This window comes from Flavobacterium flevense (assembly GCF_900142775.1).
Lineage (GTDB): Bacteria > Bacteroidota > Bacteroidia > Flavobacteriales > Flavobacteriaceae > Flavobacterium > Flavobacterium flevense.
Window position 1 is genome coordinate 294061 of sequence record NZ_FRCC01000004.1, and the last position, 16254, is coordinate 310314.

13 protein-coding genes and 1 riboswitch are annotated in these 16254 nt (G+C 33.9%); of the genes, 10 read left to right on the forward strand and 3 right to left on the reverse strand.

The features are described from left to right. Window positions 1–124: 124 nt before the first annotated feature. Complete coding sequence (locus BUB89_RS09220; RefSeq protein ID WP_073244250.1) at window positions 125–1879, reverse strand: DUF4153 domain-containing protein; 1755 nt, start codon at window positions 1877–1879, stop codon at window positions 125–127. An 89-nt stretch (window positions 1880–1968) separates the two neighbouring features. Then, on the reverse strand, window positions 1969–3219 hold the full coding sequence (gene metK / locus BUB89_RS09225) for a methionine adenosyltransferase (RefSeq protein ID WP_073244252.1): 1251 nt from the start codon (window positions 3217–3219) through the stop codon (window positions 1969–1971). 475 nt (window positions 3220–3694) lie between these two features. Here metK and BUB89_RS09230 point away from each other — a divergent pair, with 475 nt between their 5' ends. The 7 genes from BUB89_RS09230 (at window position 3695) to BUB89_RS09260 (ending at window position 12028) form a co-directional block, all read left to right on the forward strand. Then, entirely contained in the window at window positions 3695–4969 is a 1275-nt protein-coding gene (locus BUB89_RS09230) for an O-acetylhomoserine aminocarboxypropyltransferase/cysteine synthase family protein (protein ID WP_073244254.1), read from the forward strand. Window positions 4970–5619: 650 nt separating this feature from the next. Further along, window positions 5620–5826, forward strand: coding sequence for a hypothetical protein (locus BUB89_RS09235; protein ID WP_073244256.1), 207 nt, complete (start codon window positions 5620–5622; stop codon window positions 5824–5826). Window positions 5827–5998: 172 nt separating this feature from the next. Next, window positions 5999–6105, forward strand: a riboswitch (SAM riboswitch). A 65-nt stretch (window positions 6106–6170) separates the two neighbouring features. Then, window positions 6171–7148 carry an alpha/beta fold hydrolase gene (locus BUB89_RS09240; protein ID WP_234982614.1) on the forward strand — a complete coding sequence of 326 codons (978 nt, stop codon included), beginning with the start codon at window positions 6171–6173 and terminating at the stop codon, window positions 7146–7148. A gap of 7 nt (window positions 7149–7155) precedes the next feature. Next, window positions 7156–9567: a bifunctional aspartate kinase/homoserine dehydrogenase I gene (gene thrA / locus BUB89_RS09245; RefSeq protein ID WP_073244260.1), complete on the forward strand. Its 2412-nt coding sequence runs from the start codon at window positions 7156–7158 to the stop codon at window positions 9565–9567. 156 nt (window positions 9568–9723) lie between these two features. Continuing rightward, entirely contained in the window at window positions 9724–10176 is a 453-nt protein-coding gene (locus BUB89_RS09250; RefSeq protein WP_073244262.1) for an OsmC family protein, read from the forward strand. 97 nt (window positions 10177–10273) lie between these two features. Next, window positions 10274–11446, forward strand: coding sequence for a trans-sulfuration enzyme family protein (locus tag BUB89_RS09255; protein ID WP_073244264.1), 1173 nt, complete (start codon window positions 10274–10276; stop codon window positions 11444–11446). A 171-nt stretch (window positions 11447–11617) separates the two neighbouring features. Further along, window positions 11618–12028: an RrF2 family transcriptional regulator gene (locus BUB89_RS09260; protein WP_073244400.1), complete on the forward strand. Its 411-nt coding sequence runs from the start codon at window positions 11618–11620 to the stop codon at window positions 12026–12028. Between the two features lie 104 nt (window positions 12029–12132). Here BUB89_RS09260 and BUB89_RS09265 read toward each other — a convergent pair whose 3' ends face one another. Then, a complete protein-coding gene (locus BUB89_RS09265; RefSeq protein WP_073244266.1) occupies window positions 12133–12915 on the reverse strand; it encodes a sulfite exporter TauE/SafE family protein in 783 nt (260 codons plus the stop codon). A gap of 308 nt (window positions 12916–13223) precedes the next feature. Here BUB89_RS09265 and BUB89_RS09270 point away from each other — a divergent pair, with 308 nt between their 5' ends. The 3 genes from BUB89_RS09270 (at window position 13224) to BUB89_RS09280 (ending at window position 16254) form a co-directional block, all read left to right on the forward strand. Next, window positions 13224–13925, forward strand: a complete 702-nt coding sequence (locus tag BUB89_RS09270; RefSeq protein WP_073244268.1) for a phosphoadenylyl-sulfate reductase — start codon at window positions 13224–13226, stop codon at window positions 13923–13925. 91 nt (window positions 13926–14016) lie between these two features. Then, window positions 14017–14916 carry a sulfate adenylyltransferase subunit CysD gene (cysD, locus tag BUB89_RS09275; RefSeq protein ID WP_073244270.1) on the forward strand — a complete coding sequence of 300 codons (900 nt, stop codon included), beginning with the start codon at window positions 14017–14019 and terminating at the stop codon, window positions 14914–14916. A 93-nt stretch (window positions 14917–15009) separates the two neighbouring features. Next, window positions 15010–16254, forward strand: coding sequence for a sulfate adenylyltransferase subunit 1 (locus BUB89_RS09280; RefSeq protein ID WP_073244272.1), 1245 nt, complete (start codon window positions 15010–15012; stop codon window positions 16252–16254).

Here is a 16254-nt window from a genome sequence, read left to right on the forward strand (position 1 = left end):
TTGATTTGTAAAAATAGGTAAATTTTAAACTTTGTCACTCTTTTTTTTAAACTAAATTATTCTGATTAAAAATAGATTTTTATTGAAATTCAGCTGTTATCTGAGATGTAACTTCCTCTTATTTTTACTTCATTTTTAATAAAACATTTATGGAGAACCAGTTTAGAGTTATTTTATCGTCTTTGTTTTCTCCGTCTAAGGATTGGTAATTCAATTGAATATCATAATCTTTGGTGGTAACTGTTTGAGTGATTTTTTTATGATTATCATTAAGCAAAGTTTTGTTTTGTAGAATAAAATTATTTATCTGAAGTGGAATGATGTCATTATTGATTTTTAATTCAATCCCATAATCCTTTTTAAGGTAAGTGATCGAATATTTTTTTCCGTTTAAATCTAAACAATTTTCGCAGTTCGAATTATTGTTATTGCTAATTTCGAAAGCAAAATCATATCCCTGAACTTTTTCAATATTCATTTCGTCAGCGTAATAACTGTAATAAAAATTTTCTTTTTTATCGTTTTCATTATAGTATCTCCCACGGTAAGTGTAACCCAGTGCTTCCATGATTTGAGAATCGCCGGGAGTTTTGTCTTTTTTAATTAATAGCGCTAATTTATTCGAGAAAGGAATTAATTCTTTAACACCATAATTTTCGTTAATAAAGCTTACAATACTGCTTAAATCTTTTTCTTCTTTAACAGTTAAAGTCGATTTTTTTCTCGTAATATACTCTTCAAAACGATCTAACTGGCTTCTTTTTGAAATTGAATCAGCACTTTGCGGACCTAATATGGTCAACATAGCAATCAGGCACATACTAATAGGTATAAACTTGATTTGAGGTTCTTTTTTAAAAATAAAATACACTGTTAAAATAGTCAGCCAGATTGATAAAGCTAATACGTAATAGCGTTCATGTGTAAATCCATAAAGATTAATTCGGTATAAAATGGCCCAAAATAAAAGTCCTATTAAAGGAACTAATAAATAATAAAACCATTTGTGAAAGGTACGCATCCATACATTTCCTTTCTCATTTGCAATAGGGTGAATTAATAATAAGGAAAGAATTCCAAAAATGGCAAAAACTAAAATCAAATTAGAAACCCATCCTACAGGCAGGGAAAATAAGGCAATAATTTTTATTTCATAAGATAATAAAATCAAGAAATAGATGCTTATTAAAGGGATAAGTACAAACTGAGTGAATTTTTTTAAAGTAATCGGGTAGTTTAAGTGTAAGGGTTCATTAGCATTATTTGTTTCGGGAATGCCCGAAAGGAAAAATATGGTGTTGAAAATTCCAAAAATGATATAAAATAAATCAAGGTAAATTTCATTGTAATAATCCACATTAAATAAGTGATGAGTAGCCAGCAAAGCAAATGAAAGTCCGGCATAAATAACGATGCTGTACAAAGCTGAGGTTAAGATTCGAAGGAAAAGTTGCTTATTAAATTCCCAAAAAGCGCCTTCATTATATTCTTTATTAATAAATGCCGCAAAAGATACCAGTAAATGCAAAGCCAGATTGAGTGCCAGAAACTGATAGGTTTCGAATTGCTTAATACGCTCGGAAAATTGAAATATAAATACAAAAACCAAAGCACCTAAAATGAAACTGCCGATGAATCGGAGTATGGTGTTTTTTTTATCATTTAAAAAGTATAAAGTAATGGATAGGAACAGAACCAGACACAAGGAGCATCCCATAATGATTTTGGTAAACAATTCTTCGGTTTGTCGATTCGTTTCATTAGTAGCATAAATTGCGCAAATAGTACCGATAATGGCAATAAGGATTTCGAGGGGAAATCGTAAAAAGGTACGCTGTGTTTCTTGGATTATTTTTTGAAAAGAAGGAAATGAAGCCATGAGGTTATTTTTTTTACTAAGTAACAAAAAATAATCCTACAAAAAAAGGCTGCCTTATGGCAGCCTTTACTATAATAATATAATAGATGTTATAATCCGAATGCTGTTTTGATTTGGTCAACATAATCCAGTTTTTCCCAGGTAAACAATTCGACAGTCACTGTTTTTTCTTCACCTCCGGGAGCTGAGAAAGTTTTTGTAACTACTTCAGGAGTACGACCCATGTGTCCGTAAGCTGCTGTTTCGCTGTAAATAGGATTTCTTAATTTTAAACGTTGCTCGATAAAGTAAGGACGCATATCAAAAATAGCTTCCACTTTTTTAGCGATTTCACCATTAGTTAAATTTACTTTAGAGGTTCCGTAAGTATCAATAAAGATACCCATTGGTTCAGCAACACCAATTGCATAAGAAACCTGTACCAGAATTTCATCAGCAACACCGGCAGCAACTAAATTTTTAGCGATATGACGTGTAGCATAAGCTGCACTACGGTCTACTTTACTTGGATCTTTTCCAGAGAAAGCACCTCCACCGTGAGCTCCTTTTCCACCGTAAGTATCTACAATGATTTTTCTACCCGTAAGTCCAGTGTCTCCATGAGGTCCACCAATTACGAATTTCCCTGTTGGATTAATATGGTAGTTGATTTTGTCATTAAATAAGTGAGCATGTTCCGGGTTTTTAGCAATAATTCTCGGAATCAAAATGTCTACAATGTCTTTTTTGATTTTAGCAAGCATCGCAGCTTCTTCGTCAAAATCATCATGTTGTGTTGAGATTACAATGGCGTCAATGCGAACAGGGGTATTGTCATCACTGTATTCTAAAGTTACCTGAGACTTTGCATCCGGACGTAAATAAGTGATTTCATTGTTTTCACGTCTTAAAGCCGCTAATTCTTTTAAAAGTTTATGAGACAAATCAAGAGCCAGAGGCATGTAGTTCTCCGTTTCGTTAGTTGCATAACCAAACATCATTCCCTGATCACCCGCTCCTTGCTCTTCAGGACTTTTACGGTCAACACCCTGATTGATATCTGCTGATTGTTCATGAATAGCCGAAAGAATTCCACAAGAATTCGCTTCAAACATATATTCACTCTTAGTATAACCAATTTTTTTGATTACATCACGGGCAATTTGTTGAACATCAAGATACGTATTTGATTTTACCTCTCCGGCAAGAATCACCTGACCAGTTGTTACTAAAGTTTCGCAGGCAACTTTTGAGTCAGCATCAAATGCCAGGAAATTATCAATTAATGCATCTGAAATTTGATCCGCAATTTTGTCCGGATGTCCTTCACTCACTGATTCTGACGTAAATAAATAGGCCATAATTATAATTTTTTTATAAATTAAGCGAGAAAAAAATAATTGCAAAAAGGACTAAAGGAGAGTTTCTGCTTTAGCATTTTTTTCTACTGAAAATTTTTCAGTACTCATAATGAATTCGTTTCATTATGAAGAGGTTGCAATCAGTTCAAATTTTTCCTCTTGTATTTTGAGGTGCAAAGGTATGAAACCATTTTTGAAATGTAAATTAATCTTAGCTAATTTTTTTAAAGAAAAAAAGCAGGATTGAAAAATGTTAATTTATTTAAAAATAGTTGGATTTTGAAAAATTACTTACGTAAATTTGGTTCAGAAATTTTTAAAAAAATGAAAACAGTAAAAGCAATAATGTGTACCATGAAACAGAATATATTCTGCGGGTTCACTATTGCTTAAACTTAAAATATAAATTTAGCAAAGCCTCCCGGGAAACCAGGAGGCTTTTTTTTTTTAATAATTAATCATAAACAAAAGAGACATGAGTACCTTAAAATTTGACACTAACGCTTTGCATGCAGGACATGACGTAACAAAACACGCAGGAACAAGAGCGGTTCCTATTTATCAGACTTCTTCTTATGTGTTTAATAATTCAGAACATGCGGCTAATTTATTTGGCCTTGCAGAAGCAGGTTATATTTATACACGATTAAATAATCCTACTAATGATATTTTAGAACAGCGTCTGGCTGCTTTAGAAGGCGGGATTGCAGCCGTAGTTACTGCATCAGGAACAGCAGCGATCTTTACAGCGTTGTTAGCCATACTTAAAACCGGAGATCATATTGTTGCTTCCAGCAGTTTATACGGAGGAACTTTTAATTTGTTTAATTCCACTTTACCGCGATTAGGAATTACAACCACTTTTGTAGATCCTTCGGATGCGGCTAATTTTACCAAAGCTGCTACAGCAAATACCAAATTGTTTTTTGTGGAAAGTTTAGGGAATCCAAAATTAGATGTATTAGACTTAAAAGCGATTTCTGCGGAAGCAAAAAAAATAAAAGTGCCTTTTATTGTTGATAATACGGTAGCTTCACCGGCTTTATTGCGACCAATTGAGCATGGGGCAAATATTGTTATTCATTCTTTGACAAAATATATTGCCGGAAACGGAACTTCATTAGGAGGTGCAATTGTTGATGCCGGAACATTTGACTGGAGCAGTGGTCGTTTTCCTGAATTTACAGAGCCTAATGCGGGGTATCACGGATTAGTTTATCACGAAGCTTTAGGTGCCGCAGCATTTATTGCTAAAGTCAGAATTGAAGGTTTGCGTGATTACGGAGCGGCTTTGAGTCCGTTTAATGCATTCCAAATTATTCAAGGATTAGAAACTTTAGCGGTTCGTGTGCAAAGACATAGTGAAAACGGATTGGCTTTAGCACAATGGTTAGAAACGCAAGAACAAGTGGCCTGGGTGAACTATCCGGGATTGAAATCAAGTAAATATTATGATTTAGCTCAGCAATATTTGCCAAAAGGTCAAAGCGGATTATTGACTTTTGGATTGAAAGGTGGTTTTGATGCCGCTAAAAAAGTAGCCGATGAAACCAAGTTGTTTTCATTGCTGGCTAATATAGGGGATACGAAATCGTTGGTTATTCATCCGGCCAGTACTACACACCAGCAATTATCAGAGGAACAACAATTGACATCGGGTGTTTCTAAAGATTTAATTCGATTGTCAGTAGGACTTGAAGATATAGAGGATTTGAAAGCCGATTTGAAAGCGGTTTTTGATACTCTATAATTAATATTAATTTAAAACAGAATTAATATTTAATTGTGTTTTCGGTTATATCTTTGAAACAACAAATCAGAAGAGTGGAATAGAGTTAATTTTTAAATTTTCTGGAGTAAAAAAGCTCTTACTTGGTTTGTATTTTTGGTTGACAATAGTAAATTGTCGTTAAAAAACATAAAGAACTGTTAATTAGTTATAATAACAGAAAAAATCTTTAAAAAAATACGGGTTGTAAAGAATAATTTATATCTTTGTGACTCTAAATAAAAAAGACAAAATGAATTTTATTATTTGTATAAAATCGATGGTTCAGATTAAAGAAATCCGCAGGAGTGCGATAGCTTAATTTATTTATTCAAATAAGATTAAAAATATAGCAAAAGCCTCCTGAAAAAATCGGGAGGCTTTTTTGTTAACAACAAATAATTAGATTCAAAAAAAATAACAGATGATTATTATTAACATTAAACAGAACAAACAGTTTTCAGTCTCTATGCTTTGCGCAAAGATGCTGGTCTGTTGATATCCAAAAGAATCGTTTATATCGTATATAAACCCTTTTGGTATCCTAAACCAAAAGGGTTTTTTATTTAGAAAAAGAATTAAAAATTACAAACAACAATAGTCAATAATTAACTAAATTAAATTTAAACATCATGAACACAAGAAGATTAATCACAAGGGCATTAGACTTTATCAGGGAGATAAGGACTAATAACAATACAGGAAAAGAGAATAGAGTAGAATTAACAAATCACAGATTTGGTATTAATGCGGGTGCGGATTTTAAAGATCAAAAAAAAGCATCTGATTCTTTAACGTTTTTGATGTATTCTAAAGAAAATGAAACACTTTTTATCTAAGTATAGTATCGTAAATAGAGGCTTCAAACGCAGGTGATTCCTGGATTTTGTGTTCAGTGATGACTTGCGTTTGTTTTTTTATTATAGCTGTTTTAAAACTAAATCAGCAAAATTTGTTTGTTTGAAAAAATAGTAGTTACTTTGTGCCTTTAAAGTTCATAAACGTATTGAAATGTTATAAAGAAAGCTCGAGGGAATAGACCCGATGAAAGCTTAGCAACCCTTTGCAAACGAAGAAGGTGCTACATTCTATCCCAATATACCGGGAAAAGATAACAACGATAAAGTCTACTTCTGACTTTCTTTCTAATGTTTCCATCATCAATCCTATATAAGATTTGAAATTGGAAAATAAACCCAATCCCATTATAATACAAAATTTCACTACAGAAAGTGGTGCAGTTTACCCTGTAATAAATTTGACATACCAATTTTTTGGACCTCAATTGCACACCGCTCCTGTGGTTTTAATCAATCATGCCTTAACCGGAAATTCTCAGGTAGTAGGTGAAAACGGTTGGTGGAATGATTTGATAGGAGATAATAAAACTATTGATACTACTCAATATACTGTTTTAGCTTTTAATGTTCCCGGAAATGGTTACGATGGTGTAATTGTAGAAAATTATATAGATTTTACTGCCCGCGATATTGCAAAACTCTTTATTGCTGGAGTAAAAGAACTTGGAATTCAGCAATTGTATGCTATCATAGGTGGATCAGTAGGCGGAGGAATTGCCTGGGAAATGATTGCCTTAGAACCTAAATTAGCTTTAAATGTAATTCCTATTGCGACAGATTGGAAATCGACTGACTGGCTGATTGCCAATTGTTTTTTGCAGGAGCAAATTTTAAAAAATTCCTGTAATCCCATTGAAGATGCCCGAATTCATGCAATGCTGTGTTACAGAACACCGGAATCTTTTAAGCTGAAATTTGACAGAACCATTAATACAGAACTGGCAATTTTTAATATCGAAAGCTGGTTGTTGCATCATGGTAAAAAATTGCAAAAACGCTTTCAGCTGGCGTCCTATAAAATGATGAACCAATTGCTAAAAACGATTGATGTTACCAGAAACAGTGACTCTTTTGAGGTTTTTGCCTCAAAAATTGAAGCTACTATATACATTATTGGTATCAATTCAGATTTGTTTTTTACCGCAAAAGAAAATAAAGAAACCTATCAGGAGTTAAAAAAATATCATGTGAATGTTTTTTATAAAGAAATTGAATCCATCCACGGGCATGATGCTTTCCTGATAGAATACGAACAATTAAACAACTTGCTTGCTCCTGTTTTTAGTAGCAACATAAAATAGAATAGAGATGAAAATATTAAAATTTGGAGGAAAGTCTTTGTCAAATGGTGAAGGAATCAATAAAGTTGTTTCTATAATTGCTGAGAAAGTTAATCAGGGAGAAGAAATTGCCATTGTTGTTTCGGCACGTGGAAAAGCAACTGACGAACTGGAAGAAATTCTGGGTGTAGCGGCTAAAAATGGAGATTACAAACCGTTGCTGGAAAACTTTAAAAAATACCAACAAGATTCTTATTCAGCAGTTGATTTGTCTGAAGAGTTTGCTGTTCTGGATAAATTATTCGAAGGTGTGAGCCTTATAGGGGATTACAGTTCAAAAATCAAAGATCAGATTCTTTCTGTTGGAGAATTGCTTTCGGCTAAATTATTGACGGCTATTTTAATCGAAAAAGGGGTCAATGCCCGTTTTGCGGATTCCAGAACATTTCTAAAAACAGATTCTAAATTTGGTGATGCACAACCGCTGGAACAAATTTCGAAGAAAAATGTAATTCAGTATTTCAAAGAAAATGCTGCTTCGGTGAATGTGGTAACCGGTTTTATTGGTTCTAATAATAATAACATTACCACTACGCTAGGTCGTAACGGGAGTAATTATACCGCTTCATTATTAGCAAATTATCTAAATGCTGAGGAACTTCAGAATTATACGCATGTGGATGGTATTTATACCGCTAATCCGGATTTAGTTGCTGATGCTAAAAAAATTGACCGTTTGACTTTTAACGAAGCAAATGAGCTGGCTAATTTTGGTGCCACTATTTTACACGCCAAAACAATCATTCCTTTGCTGGAAAAAAATATTCCGTTGCGAATATTGAATACCTTTAATCATGAAAATGAAGGTACTTTAATTACAGCAACTTCCTCAACTGGCGGAATCAAAACACTTTCGGTTTTAGAGGATTTAGCTTTAGTAAACCTTGAAGGTAGAGGTTTGCTGGGAAAAACAGGAGTTGATGCCCGTATTTTTAAAGTAATGGGCGATAATAATATCAGTGTAAGTATTATTTCTCAGGGTTCGTCTGAAAGAGGAATCGGATTAGTTGTGGCAGCTTCACAGGCAACTAAAGCGATGATAGAATTGGAAAAAGAATTCGAAAATGATTTCTATTCTAAGGATGTTAATAAAATTTCGGTAACCGATGATGTTTCGGTAATTTCGATTATCGGACAAGATTTGAGTACGTTTCATAAACCCTATACGGCTTTGATTCGCAATAAAATTGTGCCTATTTTGTTTAATAATACGGTGACAGGGAAAAATGTGAGTTTGGTAGTTAAAAAACACGAACTTAATAAAGCATTAAATGTTATTCACGGAGAGATTTTTGGCGTAGCGAAAAAAATCAATATTGCTGTTTTTGGTCATGGATTGGTAGGCGGAACGCTGATTAATCAAATATTAGAATCAGCAGTGGCTATCGAGAAAAGAAAAGACATCAAGCTGAATGTTTTTGCTATTGCAAATTCTAAAAGTGTGTTGCTTAACAAAGATGGTGTAACGCCAAATTGGACAAACGAAATTCAGACTAACGGATTCTCTTATACTATTGATGATGTTGTTGCTTACGCAAATGAGCATCATTTAGAGAATTTAATTGCGGTAGATAATACAGCAAGTGCTTCGTTTGTACAAAACTATATTCAGTTAGTTGAAAACGGATTTGATTTAGTTTCTTCGAATAAAGTTGCTAATACTTTAAGTTATGGTTTTTACAAAGAGCTTAGAAAAGTTTTGATTGATAATCAAAAGAATTACCTGTATGAAACTAATGTGGGTGCGGGATTACCATTAATCGATACCATTAAATTATTGCATCTTTCAGGTGAAAATATCACCAAAATTAAAGGTGTTTTCTCAGGAACATTGAGTTATTTATTTAATAATTTTTCTGCAAAAGAAGTACCTTTTAGCGAAATATTAAAAGAAGCAATCGACAACGGATATACTGAACCGGATCCAAGGGAAGATTTAGGAGGAAATGACGTAGGCAGAAAATTACTGATTTTAGCCAGAGAACTGGATTTGCAAAATGAATTTGAAGAAATTGCTATTCAGAATTTAATTCCGGAACATTTAAGAGAAGGTAGCGCCGCTGATTTCCTGACTAAATTAAAAGAATTCGACCCCATTTATCATAAAATCAAATCAGAACAGGCGCCTAATCATGTGTTGCGATACATAGGTGAATTGTCGGGTGATTTGCAAAATGATAAAGGAATATTAGAAGTAAAATTAGTTTCGGTACCTTCGGATACGGCTTTGGGCGGATTAAAAGGTTCTGATTCTTTCTTCGAAATTTACACGGAATCTTACGGTGACAGACCGATTGTTATTCAGGGAGCCGGAGCCGGATCTGCAGTAACAGCAAGAGGCGTTTTCGGGGATATTTTGAGATTGTCAGATAAAGGATAGTTGATTTTAGATTGCAGATTTTAGAATTCAGAATTCTGAATTTAGAGTTTAGATTTCAGATTGAAGATGAAATTCATAGAATAATATTAATTTAATACAGGCGAGACCTCCAGTCTTGACTCCCTTCCTTTTGGGGAGGGTTGGGGAGGGGATAAGATGAAAATAACATTAGACAGAGTAAACGAAAACTTCCACTTTCAATTAAAAAACGAAAGAGGACATATTGTAAATGTAGATGCGCGTCCGGATTTTGGAGGAAATGATATGGGGCCAAGCCCAATGGAATTAGTATTGATGGGTGTTGCCGGATGCAGCGGAATTGATATGATTTCGATTCTGAAAAAACAACGTCAGGAAATTACTTCTTTCAAAGCAGAGGTTGAAGGTGAGCGTGTACAGGTAGGAGAAGCAAAACCATTCAAAGATATTTATGTGGTTTTTTCTTTGGAAGGAAATATAAAAGAAGACAAAGCCGCTAAAGCCGCTCAATTGTCTTTCGAAAAATATTGCTCCGTTTCTAAAACGGTAGAACCTACTGCAACTATCCACTACAAAGTGATTTTGAACGGAATCCCCCTAACCTCCGAAGGGGGAACTAGCAATAAATAATTTGAAATATTTTTGCTTAATTAATAATTAATAACAATTCTCCAGTTTCGACTCCCTCTCCTTTGGAGAGGGTCGGGGAGAGGAAAATAATAAAAAAATGGACGAACAAGAATTTGGTTTTGAAACCCAGGCGATACGTACCCACATCGACAAAACACATTATCAGGAACATTCAACACCTTTGTTTTTATCTTCAAGCTTTGTATTTGAAGATGCTGAGGACATGAGAGCTTCTTTTACTGAAGAGAAAGAACGTAATATTTACAGCCGTTTTTCTAACCCTAACACCACTGAATTTGTAGATAAAGTTTGTGTTATGGAAGGCGCTGAATCTGGTTATGCTTTTGCAACCGGAATGGCAGCTATTTATTCTTCTTTTGCCGCTTTGTTGAGTTCCGGAGATCATATTGTTTCGGCAGGAAGTGTTTTTGGTTCTACGCATGCGTTGTTTATGACGTATTTTCCAAAATGGAATATTACCACTTCGTATTTTGATATCAATCAGCCGGAAACAATTGAAAGTTTTATCAAACCGAATACTAAAATTTTATATGCTGAAACACCTACAAACCCAGGTGTTGATGTGATTGATTTAGAGTTTTTGGGGCAAATTGCTAAAAAACACAATTTGATTTTGATAATTGACAACTGTTTTGCAACACCTTACATTCAGCAGCCCATTAAGTACGGAGCACATATCGTGATTCATTCGGCAACGAAATTAATGGATGGACAAGGACGCGTTTTAGGTGGAGTAGCTGTGGGTCAGGCTGATTTGATTCGCCAAATTTACCTTTTCTCGAGAAATACAGGTCCGGCGATGTCACCATTTAATGCATGGGTTTTGTCTAAAAGTATTGAGACATTGTCCCTTCGTGTGGAGAGACATTGTGAAAATGCAATGAAAGTGGCTGAGTTTTTAGAAAATCATCCTAATGTAAATAGTGTGAAATATCCTTTCCTGAAATCACATCCTAAATATGAGATTGCAAAAAAACAAATGCTTTTAGGAGGTAATATTATTGCTTTTGAAATAAAAGGTGGTATTGATGCAGGTCGTGCTTTTTTAGATAAAATAAAATTATGTTCGCTATCTGCAAATATTGGAGATGCGAAGACGATTGTGACGCATCCGGCTTCAACTACGCATAGTAAATTATCTATTGAAGAGAAACTAGCTGTAGGAATTAGTGAAGGTTTAGTACGTGTTTCTGTAGGTTTAGAAACCGTAAAAGATGTCATTGCCGATTTAGAGCAGGCGCTTTCTTAATGATTGCAGAATGTAGATTAACGATTTTTGATTTCAGATTTTCTGTAAATCAAGAATCGTTTTTTTATGATTATTAGTTTAAAAAAACATATTTTTGTTTATATCCAGAGATTAAGTGAGTTTTTAAATCAGCTATCGTTAATCTTCAATCAAAAATCTAATATCTTCATAATGCTCTCTAAAAAAACAAAATACGGAATTAAAGCTTTGACTTTTTTGGCTCGCCAGGAAGATCAAACGCCTGTTGCTATTGCTGACATTGCGAAGTCTGAAAATATTTCGATTAAGTTTCTGGAAAGTATTTTATTGCTTTTGCGTCATTCCGGTTTTTTGGGTGCCAAAAAAGGAAAGGGCGGAGGTTATTATCTGATCAAAGAACCCAAGGATATTAATATGGCAAAAGTGTATCGCATTCTAGAAGGACCTATTGCTTTACTGCCTTGTGCGAGTCATAATTTTTATGAACCTTGTGATGATTGCACCGATGAAGCTACTTGTGCAGTTAGAAAATTGATGACGGAAGTACGTGATAATACCCTGATGATTTTAGAAAATAATACGTTGGCCGATATTGCTTTTTAGAGTAGGGAATGATATAAATAAAAAATGACCTTTTCATTCCTTTGAAAAGGTCATTTTTTATATAAGCCATATTAAGTTTCGTCTCTGTCTCCTTTAGCGAGGATTTAAAAAATCAATTTATATCCGGCAAAAAATAACATGACAGCAATAGCGTTTCTTAAGTATAAGTCCGGAATTTTTCCGCTTAACATACTTCCAACAAAAATTCCCGGAAGCGATCCCATTAATAATTGTCCTAGTAACATATAATCCAGATTTCCCATGGATGCGTGACCTAACCCGGCAACTAATGTTAAGGGTACGGCATGAGCAATCTCGGTGCCAACTAATTTAGGAGTAGGTAAAAGCGGATAAAGGAAAAATAAAGTCACCGTTCCTAAAGCTCCTGCACCAATAGAAGTTAGTGTTACCGTGGCACCCAGCATAATTCCAATAGCAATAGTAAGTACATTTTGAGTCTTACTTTCATGATGAAATTTATCTCCTGCATGTTTCTTAGAAAATTTAGCAATTCTGGTTTTGAATAAAATAGCTACCGAAGTAAAAAGCAGTGCCCATCCTAAACTGTATTTAATAACCCTGTTAATGGTGGTTACGTCTGTTTTTATATTATCCAGAATCCATAAAGTTAAAAGAGCTGCCGGAATACTTCCTAATGAAAGCCATCCTGTAATTTTCCAATTGATATTCTTCTTTTTATTATGAACAAAAACCCCGGCCATTTTAGTGTAAGCAGCATATAATAAATCAGTTCCTACGGCTGTTGTTGGTGGGATCCCAAACCATAATAAGATGGGAGTCATCAATGATCCGCCACCTACACCTGTTAATCCTACTACAAAACCTACTGCTAAACCTGCAATAACTAAACCTATTTGGAAATCCATAACATAAAATTTTGGGCAAAAATACAATTATTTTATAATAATCCTATAGACAAGGTAGAGTTTATGAAAATTTATTTCAAAATTAAAGTTATCTTTGCCGAAAATTCGAAGCTTTACTAAGCTTGTGAAGGTGTTCGAATTAAAAAAGGGGATGTCTTTTTCTTGTGAAGTTCTAAAGTGTTGGAAGCGAAAACGTTTGAGGATTAAAAAAACTGATATATTGTTTTGTAATTTAGAAATAAGTATTACTTTTGCGGAGTAATCTACTAAACCGATAGGGTAATAGATTTATAATAAACGAAATTAAAATGAGTACAGCTATAGTTCAGACATTATTAGAAAAAACCAAAGATTTCTCTATTGAGGAAACTTTTACTTTTTTGGCTAATGAATACAAAGATCAGGTAGTTTTTTCAACTTCTTTTGGTCAGGAAGATCAGGTGATAACAGCGATGATTGCAAAGAGTGAAGCGCCAATTACTATTTTTACTCTTGATACAGGGCGTCTTTTTCAGGAAACCTATGATGTATTTCACAGAACACAAAAAAAATACAAATTACCCATTAAGGTATATTTTCCAGAAGCTAAGGCTGTAGAGGAATTGTTAGAGAAAAAAGGACCAAACAGCTTCTTTGAATCAGTTGAAAACAGAAAAGAATGTTGTTTTATTCGTAAAGTAGTGCCGTTGAAAAAAGCATTGGCAGGAAATAAAATCTGGATTACAGGATTAAGAGCAGAACAATCAGAAAACAGAAGCGATTTGCATTTGTTTGAATATGATGCTAATTTTGACCTCGTAAAATTCAATCCATTATTAAAATGGACATTAGAGGAAGTTCAAAAATACATTGATGATAATAACGTACCACAAAACAGCCTGCACAAAAAAGGTTTTGTAAGTATTGGTTGTGCCCCTTGTACACGTGCGATTGCACCGGGAGAAGATATAAGAGCAGGAAGATGGTATTGGGAACAAAGCCATAAAGAGTGTGGATTACACGGAAAATAATTAAGAGAAAAGATAATAGAATAAAGAGGATAGATTTTAGAATGCAGAGAATTTTATAGTCATTAAACCTTTCAATTTTTAAATTAAAAAAATGAGTTCAGTATTAAAAACAAATGCTTTAGAGAGCGAAGCGATTTACATATTCAGAGAAGTTATTTCTCAATTTGAAAAGCCAGTATTGCTTTTTTCCGGAGGAAAAGATTCTATTACATTAGTGAGATTAGCGCAAAAAGCGTTTTTTCCGGCTAAAATTCCTTTTCCTTTATTACACGTTGATACAGGTCATAACTTTCCGGAGACTATTGCTTTTAGAGATAAATTAGTTGAGGAATTAGGTTTAGAATTAATCGTTCGTAATGTTCAGGATGCTATTGATGAAGGAAAAGTAGTGGAAGAAACCGGAAAATATTCCAGTAGAAACAGTTTGCAAACTACTACACTTTTAGATGCTATCGAAGAATTTAAATTTGATGCCTGTATTGGTGGAGCTCGTAGAGATGAAGAAAAAGCAAGAGCTAAAGAGCGTATTTTTTCTGTTCGTGATGATTTTGGTCAATGGGATGAAAAAAACCAGCGTCCTGAATTATTTGATTTATTGAATGGTAAAATTGAAAATGGGCAAAATGTACGTGTGTTCCCAATTTCAAACTGGACTGAATTAGATGTTTGGAGCTATATTGAACAAGAGCAAATAGAAATTCCATCTATTTATTTTTCTCACAAACGTAAAGTGTTTATCAGAGATGGTATGATTTGGTCACATTCTCCTTTTGTTTATCAGGATGAAGATGAAGAAATCGAAGAAAGAATTGTTCGTTTTAGAACTGTTGGAGATATGAGTTGTACAGCTGCAGTAGATTCTTATGCTGCTACAATTTCTGAAGTTGTTGGTGAAATCAGAGCTTCTACTATTTCAGAACGTGGAGCGCGTATTGATGATAAACGTTCAGAAGCAGCAATGGAGAAAAGAAAACAACAAGGATACTTTTAATAAGTTAGAAGTTAAGAATTAGAAGTTAGAAGAATCAAAAACCATACAGATTTAAGTTTCGAAAGAACCTGAAACCTGAAACAAAATATTAGAATGGAAGTTTTAAAAATAGCAACGGCAGGAAGTGTAGATGATGGGAAAAGTACTTTAATCGGGAGATTATTATACGATACACAATCGCTAACTACAGATAAATTAGAAGCAATTGAAAAAAGCAGTAAACAAAAAGGATATGATTATTTAGATTTCTCTTTGGCGACTGACGGATTAGTTGCTGAGCGTGAGCAGGGAATTACTATTGATGTGGCACATATTTATTTTTCTACAGCTAAGAAAAGTTACATTATTGCCGATACTCCGGGTCACGTAGAATATACCCGTAACATGGTAACAGGAGCTTCTACTTCTCAGGTATCTATTATTTTAATTGATGCCCGTAAAGGAGTAATTGAGCAAACATACCGTCACTTTTTTATCAATAATTTATTGAGAGTAAAAGAAGTAATTGTTGCGGTTAACAAAATGGACTTAGTTGATTATTCTGAAGAAGTATTTAATAAAATCAAAGCTGATTTTGAAGCATTAAATGCTAAAAGTACTTTTAAAGAACAAGTAGTGAGCTATATTCCGTTAAGTGCTTTAACAGGAGACAACGTAGTTGAAAAAACAGAAGCAATGCCTTGGTACAAAGGGCAGACTATTCTGGAGCATCTTGAAGCTTTAGAACCAACTGATGTTTATGAAAAAGGTCAGGCACGTTTTCCTGTTCAAACGGTTATTCGTCCTAAAACAGAGCAATACCACGATTTTAGAGGGTATGCAGGAAAATTATACGGAAACAATATTAAAGTAGGCGATGCTGTAACGGTATTACCTTCTTTAACACAATCAAAAGTAACTAATATTCACTTTTTTGATAAACAATATGACGAAGCTGTTGCCGGTTCTTCTATTACTATTGAGTTAGAAAATGACATTAATGTTACAAGAGGAGACATGATTGTAAAATCAGATGAATTGCCTCAAATAGAAAAAGATATCACAACAACAGTTTGCTGGATGGATAGCAAAAAATTAGTTGGCGGTACTAAATATTTAATCCAACACAATACTAACAGAGTGTTGGCAAAAGTGGACAGCATTAAAAACGTTATTGCAACTGATTATTCAGGAACAACTCCTGCTTCTCAGTTAGCAATCAACGAAATTGGTGAAGTAACAATTAAATTGAGTAAACCATTGTACTTTGATGCTTATGATAAGAACAAGTCAAACGGAGCTTTTATTTTAATTGATCCATCAACTAATACAACAGCAGGAGTAGGATTTATAAAATAG